Annotated in this window: 16 protein-coding genes; 6 read left to right on the forward strand and 10 right to left on the reverse strand. The window is 66.6% G+C overall.

Going from position 1 to position 15,463, the window contains the following annotated elements; all coding sequences use genetic code 11:
* The first annotated feature begins 58 nt into the window (after positions 1 to 58).
* From U1703_RS05420 to mltG, 3 genes are all read left to right on the forward strand, one after another.
* Positions 59 to 295 carry an acyl carrier protein gene (locus tag U1703_RS05420; RefSeq protein ID WP_007403554.1) on the forward strand — a complete coding sequence of 79 codons (237 nt, stop codon included), beginning with the start codon at positions 59 to 61 and terminating at the stop codon, positions 293 to 295.
* Between the two features lie 122 nt (positions 296 to 417).
* Positions 418 to 1,674 carry a beta-ketoacyl-ACP synthase II gene (fabF, locus tag U1703_RS05425; RefSeq protein ID WP_320452305.1) on the forward strand — a complete coding sequence of 419 codons (1,257 nt, stop codon included), beginning with the start codon at positions 418 to 420 and terminating at the stop codon, positions 1,672 to 1,674.
* Positions 1,675 to 1,923: 249 nt separating this feature from the next.
* Positions 1,924 to 2,892 carry an endolytic transglycosylase MltG gene (mltG, locus tag U1703_RS05430; protein WP_332784888.1) on the forward strand — a complete coding sequence of 323 codons (969 nt, stop codon included), beginning with the start codon at positions 1,924 to 1,926 and terminating at the stop codon, positions 2,890 to 2,892.
* Positions 2,893 to 2,895: 3 nt separating this feature from the next.
* On the opposite strand, the gene bla is transcribed toward mltG, so the two are convergent.
* Positions 2,896 to 3,759: a subclass B3 metallo-beta-lactamase gene (bla, locus tag U1703_RS05435; RefSeq protein WP_332784889.1), complete on the reverse strand. Its 864-nt coding sequence runs from the start codon at positions 3,757 to 3,759 to the stop codon at positions 2,896 to 2,898.
* Between the two features lie 95 nt (positions 3,760 to 3,854).
* Here bla and U1703_RS05440 point away from each other — a divergent pair, with 95 nt between their 5' ends.
* On the forward strand, positions 3,855 to 4,769 hold the full coding sequence (locus tag U1703_RS05440; RefSeq protein WP_332784890.1) for a LysR family transcriptional regulator: 915 nt from the start codon (positions 3,855 to 3,857) through the stop codon (positions 4,767 to 4,769).
* A 108-nt stretch (positions 4,770 to 4,877) separates the two neighbouring features.
* Here the strand turns inward: U1703_RS05440 and eda are convergent, their stop codons facing one another.
* The 8 genes from eda to U1703_RS05480 all read right to left on the reverse strand — a co-directional run bounded on the left by eda (position 4,878) and on the right by U1703_RS05480 (position 12,125).
* Positions 4,878 to 5,483: a bifunctional 4-hydroxy-2-oxoglutarate aldolase/2-dehydro-3-deoxy-phosphogluconate aldolase gene (gene eda, locus U1703_RS05445; protein ID WP_332784891.1), complete on the reverse strand. Its 606-nt coding sequence runs from the start codon at positions 5,481 to 5,483 to the stop codon at positions 4,878 to 4,880.
* Positions 5,480 to 6,445, reverse strand: coding sequence for a glucokinase (gene glk / locus U1703_RS05450; RefSeq protein WP_332784892.1), 966 nt, complete (start codon positions 6,443 to 6,445; stop codon positions 5,480 to 5,482). The genes eda and glk overlap by 4 nt, the downstream gene beginning before the upstream one ends.
* A gap of 21 nt (positions 6,446 to 6,466) precedes the next feature.
* A complete protein-coding gene (gene edd, locus U1703_RS05455) occupies positions 6,467 to 8,284 on the reverse strand; it encodes a phosphogluconate dehydratase (protein WP_332784893.1) in 1,818 nt (605 codons plus the stop codon).
* Positions 8,281 to 8,991: a 6-phosphogluconolactonase gene (gene pgl, locus U1703_RS05460; RefSeq protein WP_320452311.1), complete on the reverse strand. Its 711-nt coding sequence runs from the start codon at positions 8,989 to 8,991 to the stop codon at positions 8,281 to 8,283. The genes edd and pgl overlap by 4 nt, the downstream gene beginning before the upstream one ends.
* 107 nt (positions 8,992 to 9,098) lie before the next feature.
* Positions 9,099 to 10,562: a glucose-6-phosphate dehydrogenase gene (gene zwf, locus U1703_RS05465; RefSeq protein WP_332784894.1), complete on the reverse strand. Its 1,464-nt coding sequence runs from the start codon at positions 10,560 to 10,562 to the stop codon at positions 9,099 to 9,101.
* A gap of 9 nt (positions 10,563 to 10,571) precedes the next feature.
* Positions 10,572 to 11,498, reverse strand: coding sequence for an N-acetyl-gamma-glutamyl-phosphate reductase (gene argC / locus U1703_RS05470; RefSeq protein ID WP_332784895.1), 927 nt, complete (start codon positions 11,496 to 11,498; stop codon positions 10,572 to 10,574).
* Positions 11,495 to 11,662, reverse strand: a complete 168-nt coding sequence (locus U1703_RS05475) for a hypothetical protein (RefSeq protein WP_332784896.1) — start codon at positions 11,660 to 11,662, stop codon at positions 11,495 to 11,497. The genes argC and U1703_RS05475 overlap by 4 nt, the downstream gene beginning before the upstream one ends.
* A 142-nt stretch (positions 11,663 to 11,804) precedes the next feature.
* Complete coding sequence (locus tag U1703_RS05480) at positions 11,805 to 12,125, reverse strand: MarR family transcriptional regulator (protein WP_175311482.1); 321 nt, start codon at positions 12,123 to 12,125, stop codon at positions 11,805 to 11,807.
* A 276-nt stretch (positions 12,126 to 12,401) separates the two neighbouring features.
* Here U1703_RS05480 and secG point away from each other — a divergent pair, with 276 nt between their 5' ends.
* Positions 12,402 to 12,767 carry a preprotein translocase subunit SecG gene (gene secG / locus U1703_RS05485; RefSeq protein WP_320452316.1) on the forward strand — a complete coding sequence of 122 codons (366 nt, stop codon included), beginning with the start codon at positions 12,402 to 12,404 and terminating at the stop codon, positions 12,765 to 12,767.
* A 106-nt stretch (positions 12,768 to 12,873) separates the two neighbouring features.
* Positions 12,874 to 14,523, forward strand: a complete 1,650-nt coding sequence (gene pyrG / locus U1703_RS05490) for a CTP synthase (RefSeq protein ID WP_320452317.1) — start codon at positions 12,874 to 12,876, stop codon at positions 14,521 to 14,523.
* A 368-nt stretch (positions 14,524 to 14,891) separates the two neighbouring features.
* Here pyrG and U1703_RS05495 read toward each other — a convergent pair whose 3' ends face one another.
* Positions 14,892 to 15,368 (reverse strand): Hsp20 family protein, encoded by a 477-nt coding sequence (locus U1703_RS05495; RefSeq protein ID WP_332784897.1) that lies wholly within the window; start codon positions 15,366 to 15,368, stop codon positions 14,892 to 14,894.
* Positions 15,369 to 15,463 lie beyond the last annotated feature (95 nt).

A 15,463-nucleotide genomic window follows, 5' to 3' on the forward strand; every position in this document is an offset into this window, starting at 1 on the left:
GCGTTCTACGTGCGTTCAGGAATTACCAACCCCCGATGAATTACGAGAAGGGATTACCATGAGCGAGACCGCCGACCGCGTGAAGAAGATCGTCGTCGAGCATCTCGGCGTCGAAGCCGACAAGGTGACCGAGGACGCGAGCTTCATCGACGATCTCGGTGCCGACAGCCTCGACATCGTCGAGCTCGTCATGGCGTTCGAGGAAGAGTTCGGTGTCGAAATCCCGGACGATGCCGCCGAGAAGATCACGACCGTCAAGGACGCGATCACGTACATCGACGAGAACAAGGCCTAATACCGGGGCCTCGGCCCGCAGGTGATGCGGGCCGAACGGGCCGCCAAGGCCAGGTTTCAAGCGGCTCCCCGACCCCGACATAGCGGGCGGGGAGCCGTTTTCGTTGTGGAATGGAGTGGAATATGCGGCGCGTCGTCGTCACCGGACTGGGTCTTGTCACGCCTCTGGGCGCGGACGTGGAAACCGCCTGGGCCAATCTGATCGCTGGCAAGTCCGGCGCCGGTCCGATCACGCGGTTCGATACCACGGGGCAGAAATGCACCATCGCGTGCGAGGTGAAGCCCAAGGACCATGAATATGGCTTCGACCCCGACAAGCGCGTCGACCACAAGGTCCAGCGCCAGGTCGATCCGTTCATCGTCTATGGCATCGACGCCGCCGGACAGGCGCTGGAAGATGCCGGCCTGACCGAGCTCGACGAAGCGACGAAGCTGCGTGCGGGCGTGTCGATCGGCTCGGGCATCGGCGGCCTGCCGGGCATCGAACTCGAATCGGTCAACCTGCATGAGCGTGGCCCCGGCCGGGTCAGCCCGCACTTCGTCCATGGCCGCCTGATCAACCTGATCTCGGGCCAGGTCAGCATCAAGTACGGCCTGATGGGACCGAACCATTCGGTCGTCACCGCCTGCTCCACCGGTGCGCATTCGATCGGCGATGCCGCGCGGATGATCCGCGACGACGATGCCGACATCATGCTGGCGGGCGGTGCGGAAAGCACGATCAACCCGCTGGGCGTCGCGGGCTTTGCCCAGGCGCGCGCGCTCAACATGAGCATGAACGACCGCCCGACCGAGGCGAGCCGACCCTATGACAAGGGTCGCGACGGGTTCGTGATGGGCGAGGGCGCGGGCGTCGTCGTGCTCGAGGAATATGAGCACGCCAAGGCGCGCGGCGCGAAGATCTATGCGGAAGTCGTCGGCTATGGCCTGTCGGGCGATGCCTATCACGTCACCGCGCCGCATCCCGAGGGCAAGGGTGCCGAGAATGCGATGCGCATGGCGCTGCGCAAGGCGGGCATGGAGCCGTCGGACATCGACTATATCAACGCGCATGGCACATCGACCATGGCGGATACGATCGAGCTGGCCGCGGCCAAGCGCGTGTTCGGCGACGACCTGTCGGGTGCGTCCATGTCGAGCACCAAGTCGGCGATCGGCCATCTGCTGGGCGGCGCCGGTGCGGTGGAGAGCATCTTCTGCATCCTGGCGCTGCGCGACCAGATCGTGCCGCCGACGCTGAACCTCGACAATCCGGACGAGGGCACCGAGGGCGTCGACCTGGTCCCGCACACGGCGAAGAAGCGTGAGGTGAAGGCGGTGCTGAACAATTCGTTCGGCTTCGGCGGCACCAATGCCTCGCTGGTGATGAAGGCGATCTGACCGACACGCCAATTCCCGTTCGGTCTGAGCGAAGTCGAAGGCCACGGGACGCGGTGTGAGTTCAGGGCGCGCACTTCGACTTCGCCCGGTGCGAAGGGAGTGTAGTGCGCAAATTCCGACCTCGGACACCACCGGGTCCGCTTGCAATATGCTCAAGCCCGCGCCATCGGGCTGGCACGCAAGCGGACCCGGATCGGTGCCGGGGTCGTTTCATGTCCGGGCCTGTGCCCTATCAAATCCGGGTGAGATATGCGCAAGGTCGGCTGTATCGGGTTGCTGCTGGGGCTGATCGGCATCGCCGTCTTCGCCTGGGTCGCGCATGACTGGGCTGGCAGCGGCCCGGCGGACAAGCCGCTCGCGGTGGTGGTGCCCGAGGGGGCGAGCCTGGCGCGCGCCGCCAACGCACTGGAAAAGGCCGGCGTGATCCGCTCGGCCAGCCGTTTCCGCCTTTATGCCCGGATCTTCGGCGACGGGGGCGCGATCAAGGCTGGCGAATATGCCATTCCCGAACAGGCCAGCGCCTCCGACGTCCTGACCCTGCTCCAGGAGGGCAAGGTCCGCCAGCGTCTGGTGCCGGTGCCCGAAGGCTATCCCTCGGTGCTGGTCCATGACGCGCTGATGCGTGCAGACGGGCTGACCGGTGACGTGGCCGTCCCCGCCGAGGGTTCGGTGCTGCCAGACAGCTATGCCTATCAAAAGGGCGACACCCGTGCCGCCGTCGTCGCGCGGATGCAGAAGGCGATGAAGGACTATCTCGCCCAGGCCTGGGCCGACCGGAAGCCGGGCATCGCGGTGAAGACCCCGCGGGAAGCCATCATCCTGGCCTCGATCGTCGAGAAGGAAACCAGCAAGCCCTCCGAACGCCGGACGGTCGCGGCGGTCTATGGCAACCGGCTGCGTATTGGCATGCCGCTTCAGGCGGATCCGACCGTGATCTATCCGATCACCAAGGGGCGTCCGCTCGGCCGCCGAATCCTGCGTTCCGAGCTTCATGCCAAGAACGGCTACAACACCTATGCCAGCCCCGGCCTGCCGGTCGGGCCGATCGCCAACCCCGGCCGCGCGTCGATCGATGCGGTGCTGAACCCGGCGGACAGCAAGGCGCTGTACTTCGTCGCGGACGGATCGGGCGGTCATGTATTTGCCGACACCTTGCCTGAGCATAATGCCAATGTGCAGAAATGGTACGCGATCCGCCGCCAGCGTGGCGAGATGTAAGCCTCAGCGGGCCTCGGTCCCGAGCCGCTCGGCCAATTTGCGTCGTGACGACGCGGCATAGGCGCGGCAGGCGCCCGGTGTCGTCAGGAACCGGCTGGTCGCGCCGTCCTGATCGGCATGGGCGGTTATGAGGATGTCGCACGGCAGGGCGCGCATCGCCGCCTGCCCACGTGCGAAGGCCGCAACCACCGCCTTATGCTCTGGGGCGGAGAAACGATAGTCGTCGGTCGATACCGGGTTCAGGCTGGATGCGAAGACGATCGACTTGCAGCGCTTGCCCTCGCAGGCGCGCCAACTCCAGCTCATGCTGCCTATCGTGTGACCGGGTGTGGCGCGCGCCATGACGACGCTATGCCCCAGCGTCAGCCGCTCGCCGTCGCGGATGACGCGGACTGAGTGGACCGGCGGGAACCGGCTGTCATAGCCACGTTGCGGATCGTCCGCCGCCAGCCGCCCGGTGCGAAGCCCTTCGGCCCCGCGCGGACTGGCGAGGACCGTTGCGCCGGTATCGCGGGCCAGCGCGGCAATCCCGCCCGCATGGTCGAAGTGCGGCTCGGTGCTCAGAATATATTTGATGTCGGTCGGACGAAAGCCGAGCTTAGCGACATTGGCGAGGATCGCGTGTGCGCCCTGCGGAAGGGCACCATCGATCAGGATCAGGCCTGCCCCGGTGTCGATCAGCGCGACGTTCAGGCCGCCGAAGCCGACCAGATAGCTGTCGCCGAACACCCGCACGGGCGGGCGTGGGGCGAGCCATTCGCTCGCGTGATCGGTCACGATCGGGCGGGTCAGCGGATCGTCCCGCTGCGGGGCGGCGGCGGTAAGGGCGAGCGCACAGGCGGTAAGCGTGGCCAGATGGCGATGCATGGTTTCGATCTCCTTGCACCCAGGATGCGGAGAAACGGGATCGGGGGCAAAGCATCTTCCCTCGACACAGGCATGAGCGGAATTCATGATAAGCCATGGACCGAGCCCAACTGCCCCTCAACGCCCTGCGCGCGTTCGAAGCCGCCGCGCGGCATCTGAACTTCACGCGCGCGGCGATCGAGCTGTGCGTCAGCCAAGGGGCGGTCAGCCATCAGGTCGCGGGGCTGGAACAGCGGCTGGGCGCGCGGCTGTTCCATCGGCTGCCGCGCGGGCTGGCGCTGACCGATGACGGGCAGGCGCTGGTGCCGGTGCTGGCCGAGACGTTCGACCGGATCGGGGCGACGCTCGACCGCTTTGCCGATGGGCGTTTCCAGCATGTGGTCAATATCGGCGTGGTGGGCACGTTCGCCACCGGCTGGCTGCTGGCGCGGCTGGACGATTTCGCCGCGACCCATCCGCACATCGACCTGCGCGTGTCGATCAACAACAACCGCGTCGATCTGGCAGGGGAGGGACTGGACGGCGCGATCCGCTTTGGCGACGGGGCATGGCACGGCACCCATGCCGAGCCGTTGATGGCGGCACCGCTGACGCCGCTTTGTGCGCCTCTGGTCGCGGCGCGGTTGTGTGCACCGGGCGATCTGCTGCGCGAACGGCTGTTGCGGTCTTACCGGGTCAGCGAATGGGAAAGCTGGTTCGCCGCTACCGGCACCCAGCCGCCGCCGCTGCGAGGGCCGATGTTCGACAGCTCGGCGCTGATGGTCGGCGTGGCGATGACGGGGCTTGGGGTGGCGCTCGCTCCGAAAGTGATGTTCGAGCACGAACTGACGACCGAGCGACTGGTCCAGCCCTTTGCCATCGAGGTCGATGCGGGCCGATACTGGCTGACGCGCTTGATGTCGCGCAAGGAGGGGCTGGCGATGAAGGCGTTTCGACAGTGGTTGGCAGGGGCGGCGAGCGATACTGCCCCTCCACCACCGCTTCACGGCGGTCCCCCTCCCCAAGCATAGGCTGGGGAGGAATGCGCGTCCCAAATCCTCCCCATCATCGATGGGGAGGGGGTGTAAGAGCGACGGTGGAGGGGCATGGCCCTCACCATCAGCAAGGATGGATAGGGATCAGCCCCGCAAGGCCGTCGCCGCGCGGGCCTTGGCCTCGACATCCGCCATCGACCCGCCGGTCACCCAGCTGCCGCCGACGCACAGCACGCGGTCGAACGCCAGCCAGTCGGGCGCGCTTGCCTCGGTGATGCCGCCGGTCGGGCAGAAGCGGGCCTGGTAGAAGGGCGCGGCCAGCGCCTTCAGCGCCTTCAGCCCGCCGCTCGTTTCGGCCGGGAAGAACTTGAAATGGGTCAGGCCCAGGTCCAGCCCGCGCATGATGTCGCCCGCATTGGCGATACCGGGCAGATAGGGGATGCCGCTGTCGATCACCGCCGCGCCCAGACGGTCGGTCAGGCCCGGTGAGACGATGAACTCGGCACCCGCATCGGCCACGTCGCGCAGCTGCTGCTCGTTGACAACGGTGCCCGCGCCGACGATCGCGCCGGGGACCTTCTTCATCTCGGCCATCGCCTCCAGCGCGGCGGGGGTGCGCAGCGTCACCTCCAGCACCTTCAGGCCGCCTGCGACCAGCGCTTCGGCCAGCGGGCGGGCGGTGGCGGCGTCGTCGATGACCAGCACGGGGATGACCGCGCTGGTGCGCATGATGGTGGCGATGTCGGTCATGAATGCTCCTGAGCGAAAGCGGCAGCCGCGCCGAACAGGCCGGGCTGGGGGTGGGTGATGAGCTTGACGGGGATACGCGCCATCAGCGACTGGAACCGGCCCTTGGCGACGAAGCGCTGATCGAAGCCCGAGCGCAATAGCTTGTCCTTGATCCGGAAGCCCAGGCCGCCCGCGATGACGACGGTCTTGGCCCCCTGCGCCAGCGCGAAGTCGCCCGCGACCGCACCCAGCGCCAGGCAGAAGCGGTCGAGCGCGGCCAGCGCGATCGAGTCGGTGCCGTCCAGCGCCTCGGTCCAGATTTCGCGGTCGTCGCGGCTGGGCACCGCACGGCCCTCCATCGAGGCAAGCGTCTCGTAAATGGCGACGATACCCGGCCCCGAACAAATCCGCTCGCACGATACGCGGGTATAGGTGCGACGCAGCCGCTTCAGGATCGCGTCCTCGATCCCGTCCAGCGGGGCATAGTCCATATGCCCGCCCTCGGTCTCGATGACGTGATAGCGTTCCGGGGTCAGCAGGACCTGCGCCACGCCCAGGCCGGTGCCGGGGCCGCAGACGGTCACGACGCCCTGTTCTGGCATCGGTTCTTCGGGGCCGCAAATGTGGAGGAAGTCCTCCGGCGGCACCTGCGCGACGGCATGGCCGACCGCGCCGAAGTCGTTGATGACGGTGTAGACGTCCGCGCCCAGCCGCTCTGGGATCAGCGAGGGGCGGATGACCCAGGGGTTGTTGGTCATGCGGATCACGTCGCCGGTGATCGGCGAGGCGATGGCGAGCGACGCCGCCTTGGGCAGCGGACGACCCAGATGCGCGCCGAACGCCTGCCAGGCGGTCTGGAGCGAGGCGTGCTCGGCGGTCTTTTGCGTGCACGGCTCACCCAGTTTGACGACGCGCCCATTCTCGACCTCGGCAATGGCGAAGCGCGCATGCGTGCCCCCGATATCGACGGCTACGATTTCCATGATGTCCTCCCCCTTATTATTTTACAGGCCGGCGGCGGCGAGAATGGGCGAGGCGCCCTTCTCGGCCTCGTCGGCGGCCTGGCGGAAAAGCGCGAACAGTTCACGGCCCATGCCCTGCGCCGGGGCGGGCGTCGCCACCAGCTGGCGCGAAGCCCATTCGGCCGGATCGACCAGCGCGTTCAGCGTACCCTCGACCGCATCGAGCCGGACGATGTCGCCGTCGCGGATCAGGCCAATCGCCCCGCCGCCGATCGCCTCAGGGCTGAGATGGATGGCGCAGGGCACCTTGCCACTGGCGCCCGACATGCGGCCGTCGGTAACCAGGGCCACCTTGAAGCCCCGGTTCTGGAGCACGCCCAGCGGCGGGGTCAGCTTGTGCAACTCGGGCATGCCGTTCGCCTTGGGCCCCTGGAAGCGAACCACGACGATGACGTCGCGCTCCAGCTCGCCCGCCTTGAACGCGGCCTGCACTTCCGACTGGTCGGAAAAGACACGCGCCGGGGCCTCGACGATCCAGCGCTCGCGCTCGACCGCCGATACCTTGATGCAGGCGCGGCCCAGATTGCCCGACAGGATGCGCATCCCGCCATCGGCCGAAAAGGGCGCGGCGGCGGGGCGCAGGATCGTCTCGTCGCCGCTGTCGCCGACCGGGGTCCAGGCCAGCTTGTCGCCCTCGATCACCGCCGTCTGGCCGTAATCGGACAGGTCCTTGCCCGCGACGGTCAGGATGTCGCGGTGAAGCAGCCCTTCCGACAACAGTTCGCGGATGACATAGGGCATACCGCCCGCCGCCTCGAACCCGTTCACATCGGCCGAGCCGTTCGGATAGACCCGCGCGATCAGCGGCACCGCGGCCGATAGGCGGTCCATATCCTCCCAGTCGATGATGATCCCCGCCGCCCGCGCGATGGCGGGCAGGTGGATCAGGTGGTTGGTGGAGCCGCCGGTGGCCAGCAGGCCGACCGCCGCGTTGACGATCGCCTTTTCATCGACGCAGCGCCCCAGCGGCCGGTAATCCTCGCCGCGCTGGCCGATCGCGGCAAGGCGGTGGACGGCGGCGCGGCTGAGCTCCTGGCGCAGCTTGGTGCCCGGATTGACGAAGGCGGCGCCCGGCATGTGCAGGCCCATCACCTCCATCATCATCTGGTTGGTGTTGGCGGTGCCGTAGAAGGTGCAGGTGCCCTTGGAATGATAGGCCGCGATCTCGGCATCCAGCAGTTCGTCGCGCCCCGCCTTGCCCTCGGCAAAGGCTTCGCGGACGGCGGCCTTCTGCTTGTTGGGCAGGCCGGTGGGCATCGGGCCGCCGGGGACCAGGATCATCGGCAGATGGCCGAAGCGCAGTGCGCCCATCAGCAGGCCCGGCACGATCTTGTCGCAGATGCCGAGCAGCGCGGCCCCCTCGAAGGTGCCGTGGGACAGGGCGACCGCCGTCGACAGCGCGATGGTGTCGCGGCTGAACAGCGACAGCTCCATGCCCGCATAGCCTTGCGTCACGCCGTCGCACATGGCGGGGACGCCGCCCGCGACCTGCGCGGTGGCGCCCACTTCACGCGCCCAGACCTTCATCAGTTCGGGGTAGCGATAATAGACGGCGTGGGCCGACAGCATGTCGTTATAGGCCGACACGATGCCGATATTCATGCCGCGATCCGCCTTCATGGCGTCGCGGTCTTCCTCCGTCCCGGCATAAGCATGGGCGAGGTTGGCGCAGCCCAGATTGGGGCGGCGCACCGCCGTCTCTGCCTCGTGCGCGATCAGGTCGAGATAGGCCTGACGGCCCGGCCGGGATCGTTCAATGACCCGGTCGGTGACGGCCGAGACGACGGCGTTGAGGCTCATTGCTCGCTCCAGTGGATGTCGATCGGCAATTCGATCTCGGCCAGGACGCGGCCGACCGGATAGGGCGAGGATGCGCCTTCCTTGATCGCGTCTTCCAGCACCTTCTTCTTGGCCGGACCCGAAATGGCGAACATGATCGACCGGGCCGAGACGATGCCCGCACGGCTGAGCGTCACGCGGGCGACCGGTGCCTCGGGAGGCAGGGGATCGGGCATCAGGCCCAATGCGCGGCGCTCCTTCGGGCCGTTGAGGGCTTCGTCATAATCGGGGCCGGGGAAGATCGACGCGGTGTGCCCGTCGGCGCCCATGCCCAGCAGCACCAGGTCCAGCGGCCAGTGAAGCTCCTGCATCAGGGCATCGGCCGAGCGACCGGCGGCCTTATAGTCCGACGTCGCCTGCGGCACGATCGGCATCACCCGCGCGCCCTTGGGCAGGAAGATCTTGCCGATCATGGTGACGTTGGACAGCGGATCGCCCAGCGGCACGATGCGCTCGTCGGCGGGGACGATGGTCACGCGCTTCCAGTCGAGCTTGGCCTGGGCCAGCTTTTCATAGACCGGGACCGGCGTCTTGCCGCCCGACAGCGCGATCACCGCCGCGCCGCGCGCTTCGATCGCGCTTTCGATGATGAACTGGATGTCGCCCGCCAGCGCGTTCGCCATTTCGGTGGTGTCTTCGTAATCCCACCATTCGATTTCGTCGGTCATGTCACTCACGTCCTAGATGATCCGGGCAAGGCCGGTCCGCCACCTCGCGGCTAGCGGACCCACGCCCTGCCGATGATGTCACACGGCGATCGGCCGTGCGCCGGGTGTCAGTCGTCCTGCCAGTGAACCCCGTCGCGCTCGGTCAGCGCAATGGCGGAGGAGGGGCCCCAGCTCCCGCTCGGATAGGTCTTCGGCTTGACGTCGTTGGCGTCCCAACCGGCGCGGATCGAATCGATCCAGGCCCACTGGGCCTCCACCTCGTCGCGGCGAACGAACAGCGTCTGGTCACCCTCGATCAGGTCGAGCAGCAGCCGCTCATAGGCGATGCGGCGGCGGGTGCCCGCAAACTCGGCGTCGAGCGACAGGTTCAACGGCACTTCGCGCAGGCGGATGCCGTCGCGGTCGAGCCCCGGCTCCTTGGCCATCACGAGCAGCTGGATATACTCCTCGGGCTGAAGGCGGATGACCAGGGTGTTGGGCTGAAGCAGCCCGCCGCGCCCGGCGAACATGGAATGCGGCACCGGCTTGAACTGGATGGCGATTTCCGAACGGCGCGCGGCCATGCGCTTGCCGGTGCGCAGGTAGAAGGGCACGCCCTGCCAACGCCAATTGTCGACATGCGCCTTGATCGCGACGAAGGTCTCGGTCTTGGACGGCTTGCCCAGTTCATCGGCATAGGAGCCGACGATCTTGCCGCCGACCGCACCGTCGGCATATTGGCCGGTGACGGTGTTGTTGGGCACTTCCTCGGGCGTCATCAGGCGCAGCGAACGGAAGACCTTGGCCTTTTCGTCGCGGATCGAATTGCCGTCATAACGCGCGGGCGGCTCCATCGCGATCAGCGCGAGCAGCTGGAGGATATGGTTCTGCACCATGTCGCGCAGCGCCCCCGCGCCTTCGTAATAGCCTGCGCGATCCTCCAGCCCGACCGTCTCGGCAATGGTGATCTGCACATTGTCGATGCCGTGCGCGTTCCAGATCGGCTCGAAGAAGAAATTGCCGAAGCGCAGCGCCAAGATGTTCTGGACCGTTTCCTTGCCCAGATAATGGTCGATGCGGAAGGTCCGCTCCTCGGGGAAGCCGAAGGCGACCGCGTCGTTGATCTCCTTCGACGAGGCCAGGTCGTAGCCGAGCGGCTTTTCCAGGCCGATCCGCACCGTCTCACCGGCTAGGCCGACTGATTCGAGGCCCTTGATGGTGGACTCGAACAGGCTGGGCGCGGTGGAGAGATAGATGGCCAGGCCGTTCGACACGTCGCCGACCTTCTCGGCCAGCGCCGGGAAACCGTCCGTCGAGGAGGCGTCGAGCGACTGATACTGCAATCGATTTAAGAAGCCGGCGATCTTGTCGGCTTCCTTGCGGTCATCGGGCAGGAAGGTGTCGAGCGCCTTCGCCGCGAAATCCCGGAAGCTGGCATCGTCATAATCGGACCGCGCGGTGCCGGTGATCGTCAGCCCCTCGGGCAGCAGCCCGTCCGAATGGAGGTTGAACAGCGAGGGTAGCAGCATCCGCTGCGACAGGTCGCCGGTCGCACCGAACAGCAGCAGCTTGCCAACGGGATTGCGCGTCATGACGTCTCCTTAGAGCACGAGGCCAGCGGTCGGATCGAGCCCGGCCATGATATTCAGGTTCTGGACCGCCGCACCCCCGGCACCCTTGCCCAGATTGTCGAGCGTGGCGATCAGTCGCGCCTGTCCCGTGGCCGCATTGCCGCAGACGCGCAAGGTCATCCGGTCGGTTCCGGCATTTTCCTCGATATTCACCGCCGCGACGGTATCGGGCGAAAAGCGTACGATGCGGCTGTCGGCATAGGCCTGCGCCAGCGTATCTGCGACGCGATCCAGCGATGGCGCGCCGGGCAGCGCATAGAGGGGCAGCGGCACCTCGACGACCATGCCGCGATAGGTGTCGACCACGGACGGCGCGAAGATGGGGGCGTGGTCCAGGCCGGAGTGGCGCCGCATCTCCGGCGCATGCTTGTGCGCCAGGCCGAGGCCATAGGGTCGAAAGGCGCGTTCGGTCGCCGTTTCATAGTCGGCGATCATCGCCTTGCCGCCGCCCGAATAGCCCGAGGCGGCATTGACGGTCAGCGGAAAGCCGGCCGGAATGATCCCGGCCCGCACAAGCGGGCGGACGAGCGCCAGAAAGCCGGTGGGGTAGCAGCCGGGATTGGAGACGAAGCGGGCTGCCGCGATACGATCCTGCTGGTCGGGGTCCAGCTCGGCAAAGCCATAGACCCAGCCATCGGCGGTACGGTGCGCGGTCGAGGCGTCAACCACCCGCGTCCGGTCGTTGGCGATCAGGGAGACGGCTTCGCGCGCGGCATCGTCAGGCAGGCAGAGGATGACGAAATCGGCATCGTTGATCGCCTCGCGCCTCGCCTCGGCATCCTTGCGACGGTCATCGGGCAGGGTCAGGATCGCCAGGTCGGGGCGTCCGCCCAACCGGTCCGCGATCTCCAGGCCGGTGGTGCCTGCACCGCCATCGATGAATACCGTCTTCGTCACTGCACCCGCTCCAACAGCCCCGCATCGCAATAGCCGACCAGCCCGAGATGCGGCGCGATGCCCCAGGCATGGCCACCGGCCAGCTCCAGCACCTCGAACGTCTCGCCAGCCGCCAGCTCGGCCAGGACCGTGCTGCCCGACGGACGGCCCTCACGCAAGGTCACCGGCGCATGGGTCCTATAGGGCAGGGGAGCGGCGTAATGCGGTGCGAATACGTATTCCGCCAGTCGAACGTCCGCCAGATCGGGCCGGACCGCGTTCGTGCGGGGGTCGAGACTGACGGTCCGCCCCTGGAGCGCGAAGCTCTTACGCGCTGGCCCGTTGGAGGCCGGGGGCGTCGCCGGCGCCGATGAAATGTCCGAATTCTTCAAGAAAGTCCGCCCCTTCAGGTGTCCTGGCGACAAAGATGTTCCGCTTGTCGCTATCATCGCGTTGGCGGCGCAGATAGCCCAGCGTTCCCAGTCTATTCAAGGCGCGGGTGACGACAGGTTTCGAGACGTTCAAGGCGCGCGCCAAACCGCGCACCGTATGAGGGCCGGGACGTAGATAGACGACGAGCAGCAATGCCATCTGGCGATTGGTCAGATCGGGTTCGCCCGAGCGGACATAATCGACCAGGGCGCTCATCCAGGCGAACAGCGACTGTGGGTCGTGCGGGTGGGACACGATGGCGATTCCAATGGCTGTGCCGGGCTTTAACCGGGCGTTGTTTCGAAGTCATAACGCCCTTTATCCATGGTGGTTTCCACTCATGTTCCGCTTTGGTGCACATCTTTTCGAGGGGCGCGGGCGGTATTCCAGGGGGGCGGGGCGGGGGGTGACCCGCCGCCGAGGTTGATCCCGCCCCCCGGCTCGCCTATGTGCGCGCTTTCGCACACCCTCCATCGGGATCACACGCGCCTCATGTTCGCATTCCTGCTCGTCATCCACGCCATCATCGCCGCGGTTCTCGTCACGGTGATCCTCATGCAGCGGTCGGAAGGCGGCGGTCTGGGCATGGGCGGCAGCCCGGCGGGCCTCATGTCGGCGCGCGGCGCGGCCGATTTCCTCAGCCGTGCGACGGCGGTGCTGGCGACGCTGTTCGTCGGCTTCTCGATCCTGCTGGCGGTGATCGCGGCGACGCGCGGTGCGCCCGCCATCGATACCTCGCTGGCCCGGACGCCCGCGACTCAGGCGCCGATCACCCAGCCCGCGCCCGCTCCGGTCCCGACCGGCGCTGCTCCGGCGCAGGCACCTGCGGACAATTCGGCGGTTCCGCTCGCCCGCTAATCTTCGTTTCCATCGCAGCACGGGCCAACGCGCCGCCGATATTTTCCGGCGGCGCGCATCTTTGCTGTTGTCGTATCCACCCCATCCAAGCTAGGCGATTCTTCCCATGGCGCGGTATATCTTCATCACCGGCGGCGTGGTTTCGTCGCTCGGCAAAGGCCTCATGGCGGCCTCTCTTGCGGCTCTCTTGCAGGCGCGCGGGTACAGCGTGCGCATCCGCAAGTTCGACCCCTATCTGAACGTCGATCCGGGCACGATGAGCCCATATCAGCATGGCGAGGTCTATGTGACCGACGACGGGGCCGAAACCGACCTCGACCTGGGCCATTATGAACGTTTCACCGGCGTGTCCTCGCGCCAGTCCGACAACGTGACCTCCGGCCGCATCTACAAGACGATCATCGAGCGCGAGCGGCGCGGCGACTATCTGGGCGCGACCGTCCAGGTGATCCCGCACGTCACCGACGCGATCAAGGCGTTCGCGCGGGCCGACACGATCGACGAGAATGGCGAGGAGATCGACTTCATCCTCTGCGAGATCGGCGGCACGGTCGGCGACATCGAATCGCTGCCCTTCATCGAGGCGATCCGCCAGCTGAAGAACGAGCTCGGCCGCGGCAAGTCGATCAGCATCCACGTCACGCTGGTGCCGTATATCGCGGCGGCGGGCGAGCTGAAGACCAAGCCGACCCAGCATTCGGTGCGCGAGATCGCGGCGCTGGGCGTTGCGCCCGACGTGCTGGTCTGCCGTTGCGAGCATCCGCTGCCCGCCTCGGACCGTTCGAAGATCGGCCTGTTCTGCAACGTGCCGCCCTCGGCCGTCATTCCGGCGCTGGATGCCAAGAGCATCTATGCGGTGCCGCTGCAATATCATGCCGAGGGTCTCGATTCGGAAGTATTGCGCGCGTTCGGGATCGAACCGGAAGGCGCGCCCAACCTGTCGCGCTGGACCGAGATCGTCGATCGCCTCTTCAACCCCGAGGGCGAGGTCACGATCGGTGTCGTCGGCAAATATGTCGGCCTGCAGGACGCGTACAAGTCGCTCAACGAAGCGCTGGTGCATGGCGGCATCGCCAACAAGGTGAAGGTCCATATCCGCTGGATCGACGCCGAACTGTTCGAGGGCGACGAGAGCGAGATCGCGCAGCAGCTGGAACCCTGCCACGCCATCCTCGTCCCCGGCGCGTTCGGCGAGCGCGGCGCGCAGGGCAAGATCGAGGCGGTTCGCTTCGCGCGTGAACGCCGCGTGCCCTATTTCGGCATCTGCTTCGGCATGCAGATGGCCTGCGTCGAAGGCGCGCGGAACCTGGCGGGGATCGCCGAGGCATCCTCGACCGAATTCGGCCCGACCTCCGAACCAATCGTCGGCCTGATCACCGAGTGGATGGGCCGCGACGGGCTGGAAAAGCGCGAGGCCAGTGGCGACATGGGCGGCACGATGCGGCTGGGCGCCTATCAGGCCAAGCTGGCGGGCAACAGCGTCGTCGCCTCCATCTATGGCAGCGAGGACATTTCCGAGCGCCACCGCCACCGCTACGAGGTGAACACCACCTATAAGGAAGCGCTGGAAAAGGGCGGCCTGGTGTTCAGCGGCATGTCGCCCGACGGCACCCTGCCCGAAATCGTCGAGCGGCCGGACCATCCCTGGTTCGTCGGCGTGCAGTTCCACCCCGAGCTGAAGTCCAAGCCCTTCGACCCGCACCCGCTCTTCGCCAGCTTCGTCGAAGCGGCGGTGAAGCAGAGCCGGTTGGTCTGATTTTGAGACCCCGCCTTCAAAAGGAGGCGGGGTTTTTCTTTTCTGGTTCTTCGTGCGGTTTGGGGAGGGCTTGTCTCCTTTGTGGATGACGGGGCGTAGGCTTCGACTATGCTCAGCCCGAACGGGGGTTGGGGATTTGGTCGGCGAAGCAACAGGCCGGTTTACTCACCCCGATTCCCCACCGCCGTTCCGCCTGAGCGAAGTCGAAGGCCATGGGAAACCTCCCCGCTAGGCCCACCTCATCTCTTGAACTTCGACTATGCTCAGCCTGAACGGAAGCAGGGCACGTTACACAAACCAAAAGGCGCCCGGACCCGTCGGTCCGGACGCCTCGCGACGTCTTCAGGGAGCGAAAGACGTCGAGCGGGTTACGCGGCCTTGGCCTCGTCGGCCTCGCCGGCATTGTGCTCCACCGCGGCCAGCGGCTGGCCCGTCTTGATCGCGATCGTCTTGGGCTTCATCGCCTCGGGCACCTCGCGGACGAGGTCGATGACGAGCAGGCCGTCGTTCAGGCGCGCATCCTCGACGAACACGAAGTCCGCCAGTTCGAAGCGCCGCTCAAACGAGCGATTGGCGATGCCGACATGCAGGAAGTTGGGCGCGCTCGCCTTGTCATCCTTCTTGCCGGTGACGAGCAGCATGTTCTGCTGCGCGGTGATCTCGATCTCGTCGCGGGCGAAACCGGCCACCGCCAGGGTGATGCGGTAACGGTCGTCCGCCAGACGCTCGAGGTTGAAGGGGGGATAATTTTCCGCCGAGGCGGCGCGGGAATTGGCCTCGAGCAGATCGAACAGTCGGTCGAAGCCGATGGTCGAGCGGCGGTACGGGGTCAGATCGATACGCATGTCAAAACCTCCATCAGAAGCGAATTGAAACGGGATCAGCCGGTCCACCCCGGCGCGGGGTGGTTCGACCCATCCGTGCGGTCCGGTTTCGGCAC

The sequence above is a fragment of the Sphingomonas flavida genome, assembly GCF_036663655.1.
Taxonomy (GTDB): domain Bacteria; phylum Pseudomonadota; class Alphaproteobacteria; order Sphingomonadales; family Sphingomonadaceae; genus Sphingomonas.

Bases quoted from the DNA above. Each gene is read 5' to 3' on its own strand.
- U1703_RS05420 (WP_007403554.1), top strand. From the start codon at position 59: ATGAGCGAGACCGCCGACCGCGTGAAGAAGATCGTCGTCGAGCATCTC.
- glk (WP_332784892.1), bottom strand. From the start codon at position 6,445: ATGGAAATCGTAGCCGTCGATATCGGGGGCACGCATGCGCGCTTCGCC.
- eda (WP_332784891.1), bottom strand. From the start codon at position 5,483: ATGACCGACATCGCCACCATCATGCGCACCAGCGCGGTCATCCCCGTG.
- secG (WP_320452316.1), top strand. From the start codon at position 12,402: ATGTTCGCATTCCTGCTCGTCATCCACGCCATCATCGCCGCGGTTCTC.
- pyrG (WP_320452317.1), top strand. From the start codon at position 12,874: ATGGCGCGGTATATCTTCATCACCGGCGGCGTGGTTTCGTCGCTCGGC.
- U1703_RS05495 (WP_332784897.1), bottom strand. From the start codon at position 15,368: ATGCGTATCGATCTGACCCCGTACCGCCGCTCGACCATCGGCTTCGAC.
- U1703_RS05440 (WP_332784890.1), top strand. From the start codon at position 3,855: ATGGACCGAGCCCAACTGCCCCTCAACGCCCTGCGCGCGTTCGAAGCC.
- U1703_RS05480 (WP_175311482.1), bottom strand. From the start codon at position 12,125: ATGAGCGCCCTGGTCGATTATGTCCGCTCGGGCGAACCCGATCTGACC.
- pgl (WP_320452311.1), bottom strand. From the start codon at position 8,991: ATGACCGACGAAATCGAATGGTGGGATTACGAAGACACCACCGAAATG.
- bla (WP_332784889.1), bottom strand. From the start codon at position 3,759: ATGCATCGCCATCTGGCCACGCTTACCGCCTGTGCGCTCGCCCTTACC.
- zwf (WP_332784894.1), bottom strand. From the start codon at position 10,562: ATGACGCGCAATCCCGTTGGCAAGCTGCTGCTGTTCGGTGCGACCGGC.
- fabF (WP_320452305.1), top strand. From the start codon at position 418: ATGCGGCGCGTCGTCGTCACCGGACTGGGTCTTGTCACGCCTCTGGGC.
- mltG (WP_332784888.1), top strand. From the start codon at position 1,924: ATGCGCAAGGTCGGCTGTATCGGGTTGCTGCTGGGGCTGATCGGCATC.
- edd (WP_332784893.1), bottom strand. From the start codon at position 8,284: ATGAGCCTCAACGCCGTCGTCTCGGCCGTCACCGACCGGGTCATTGAA.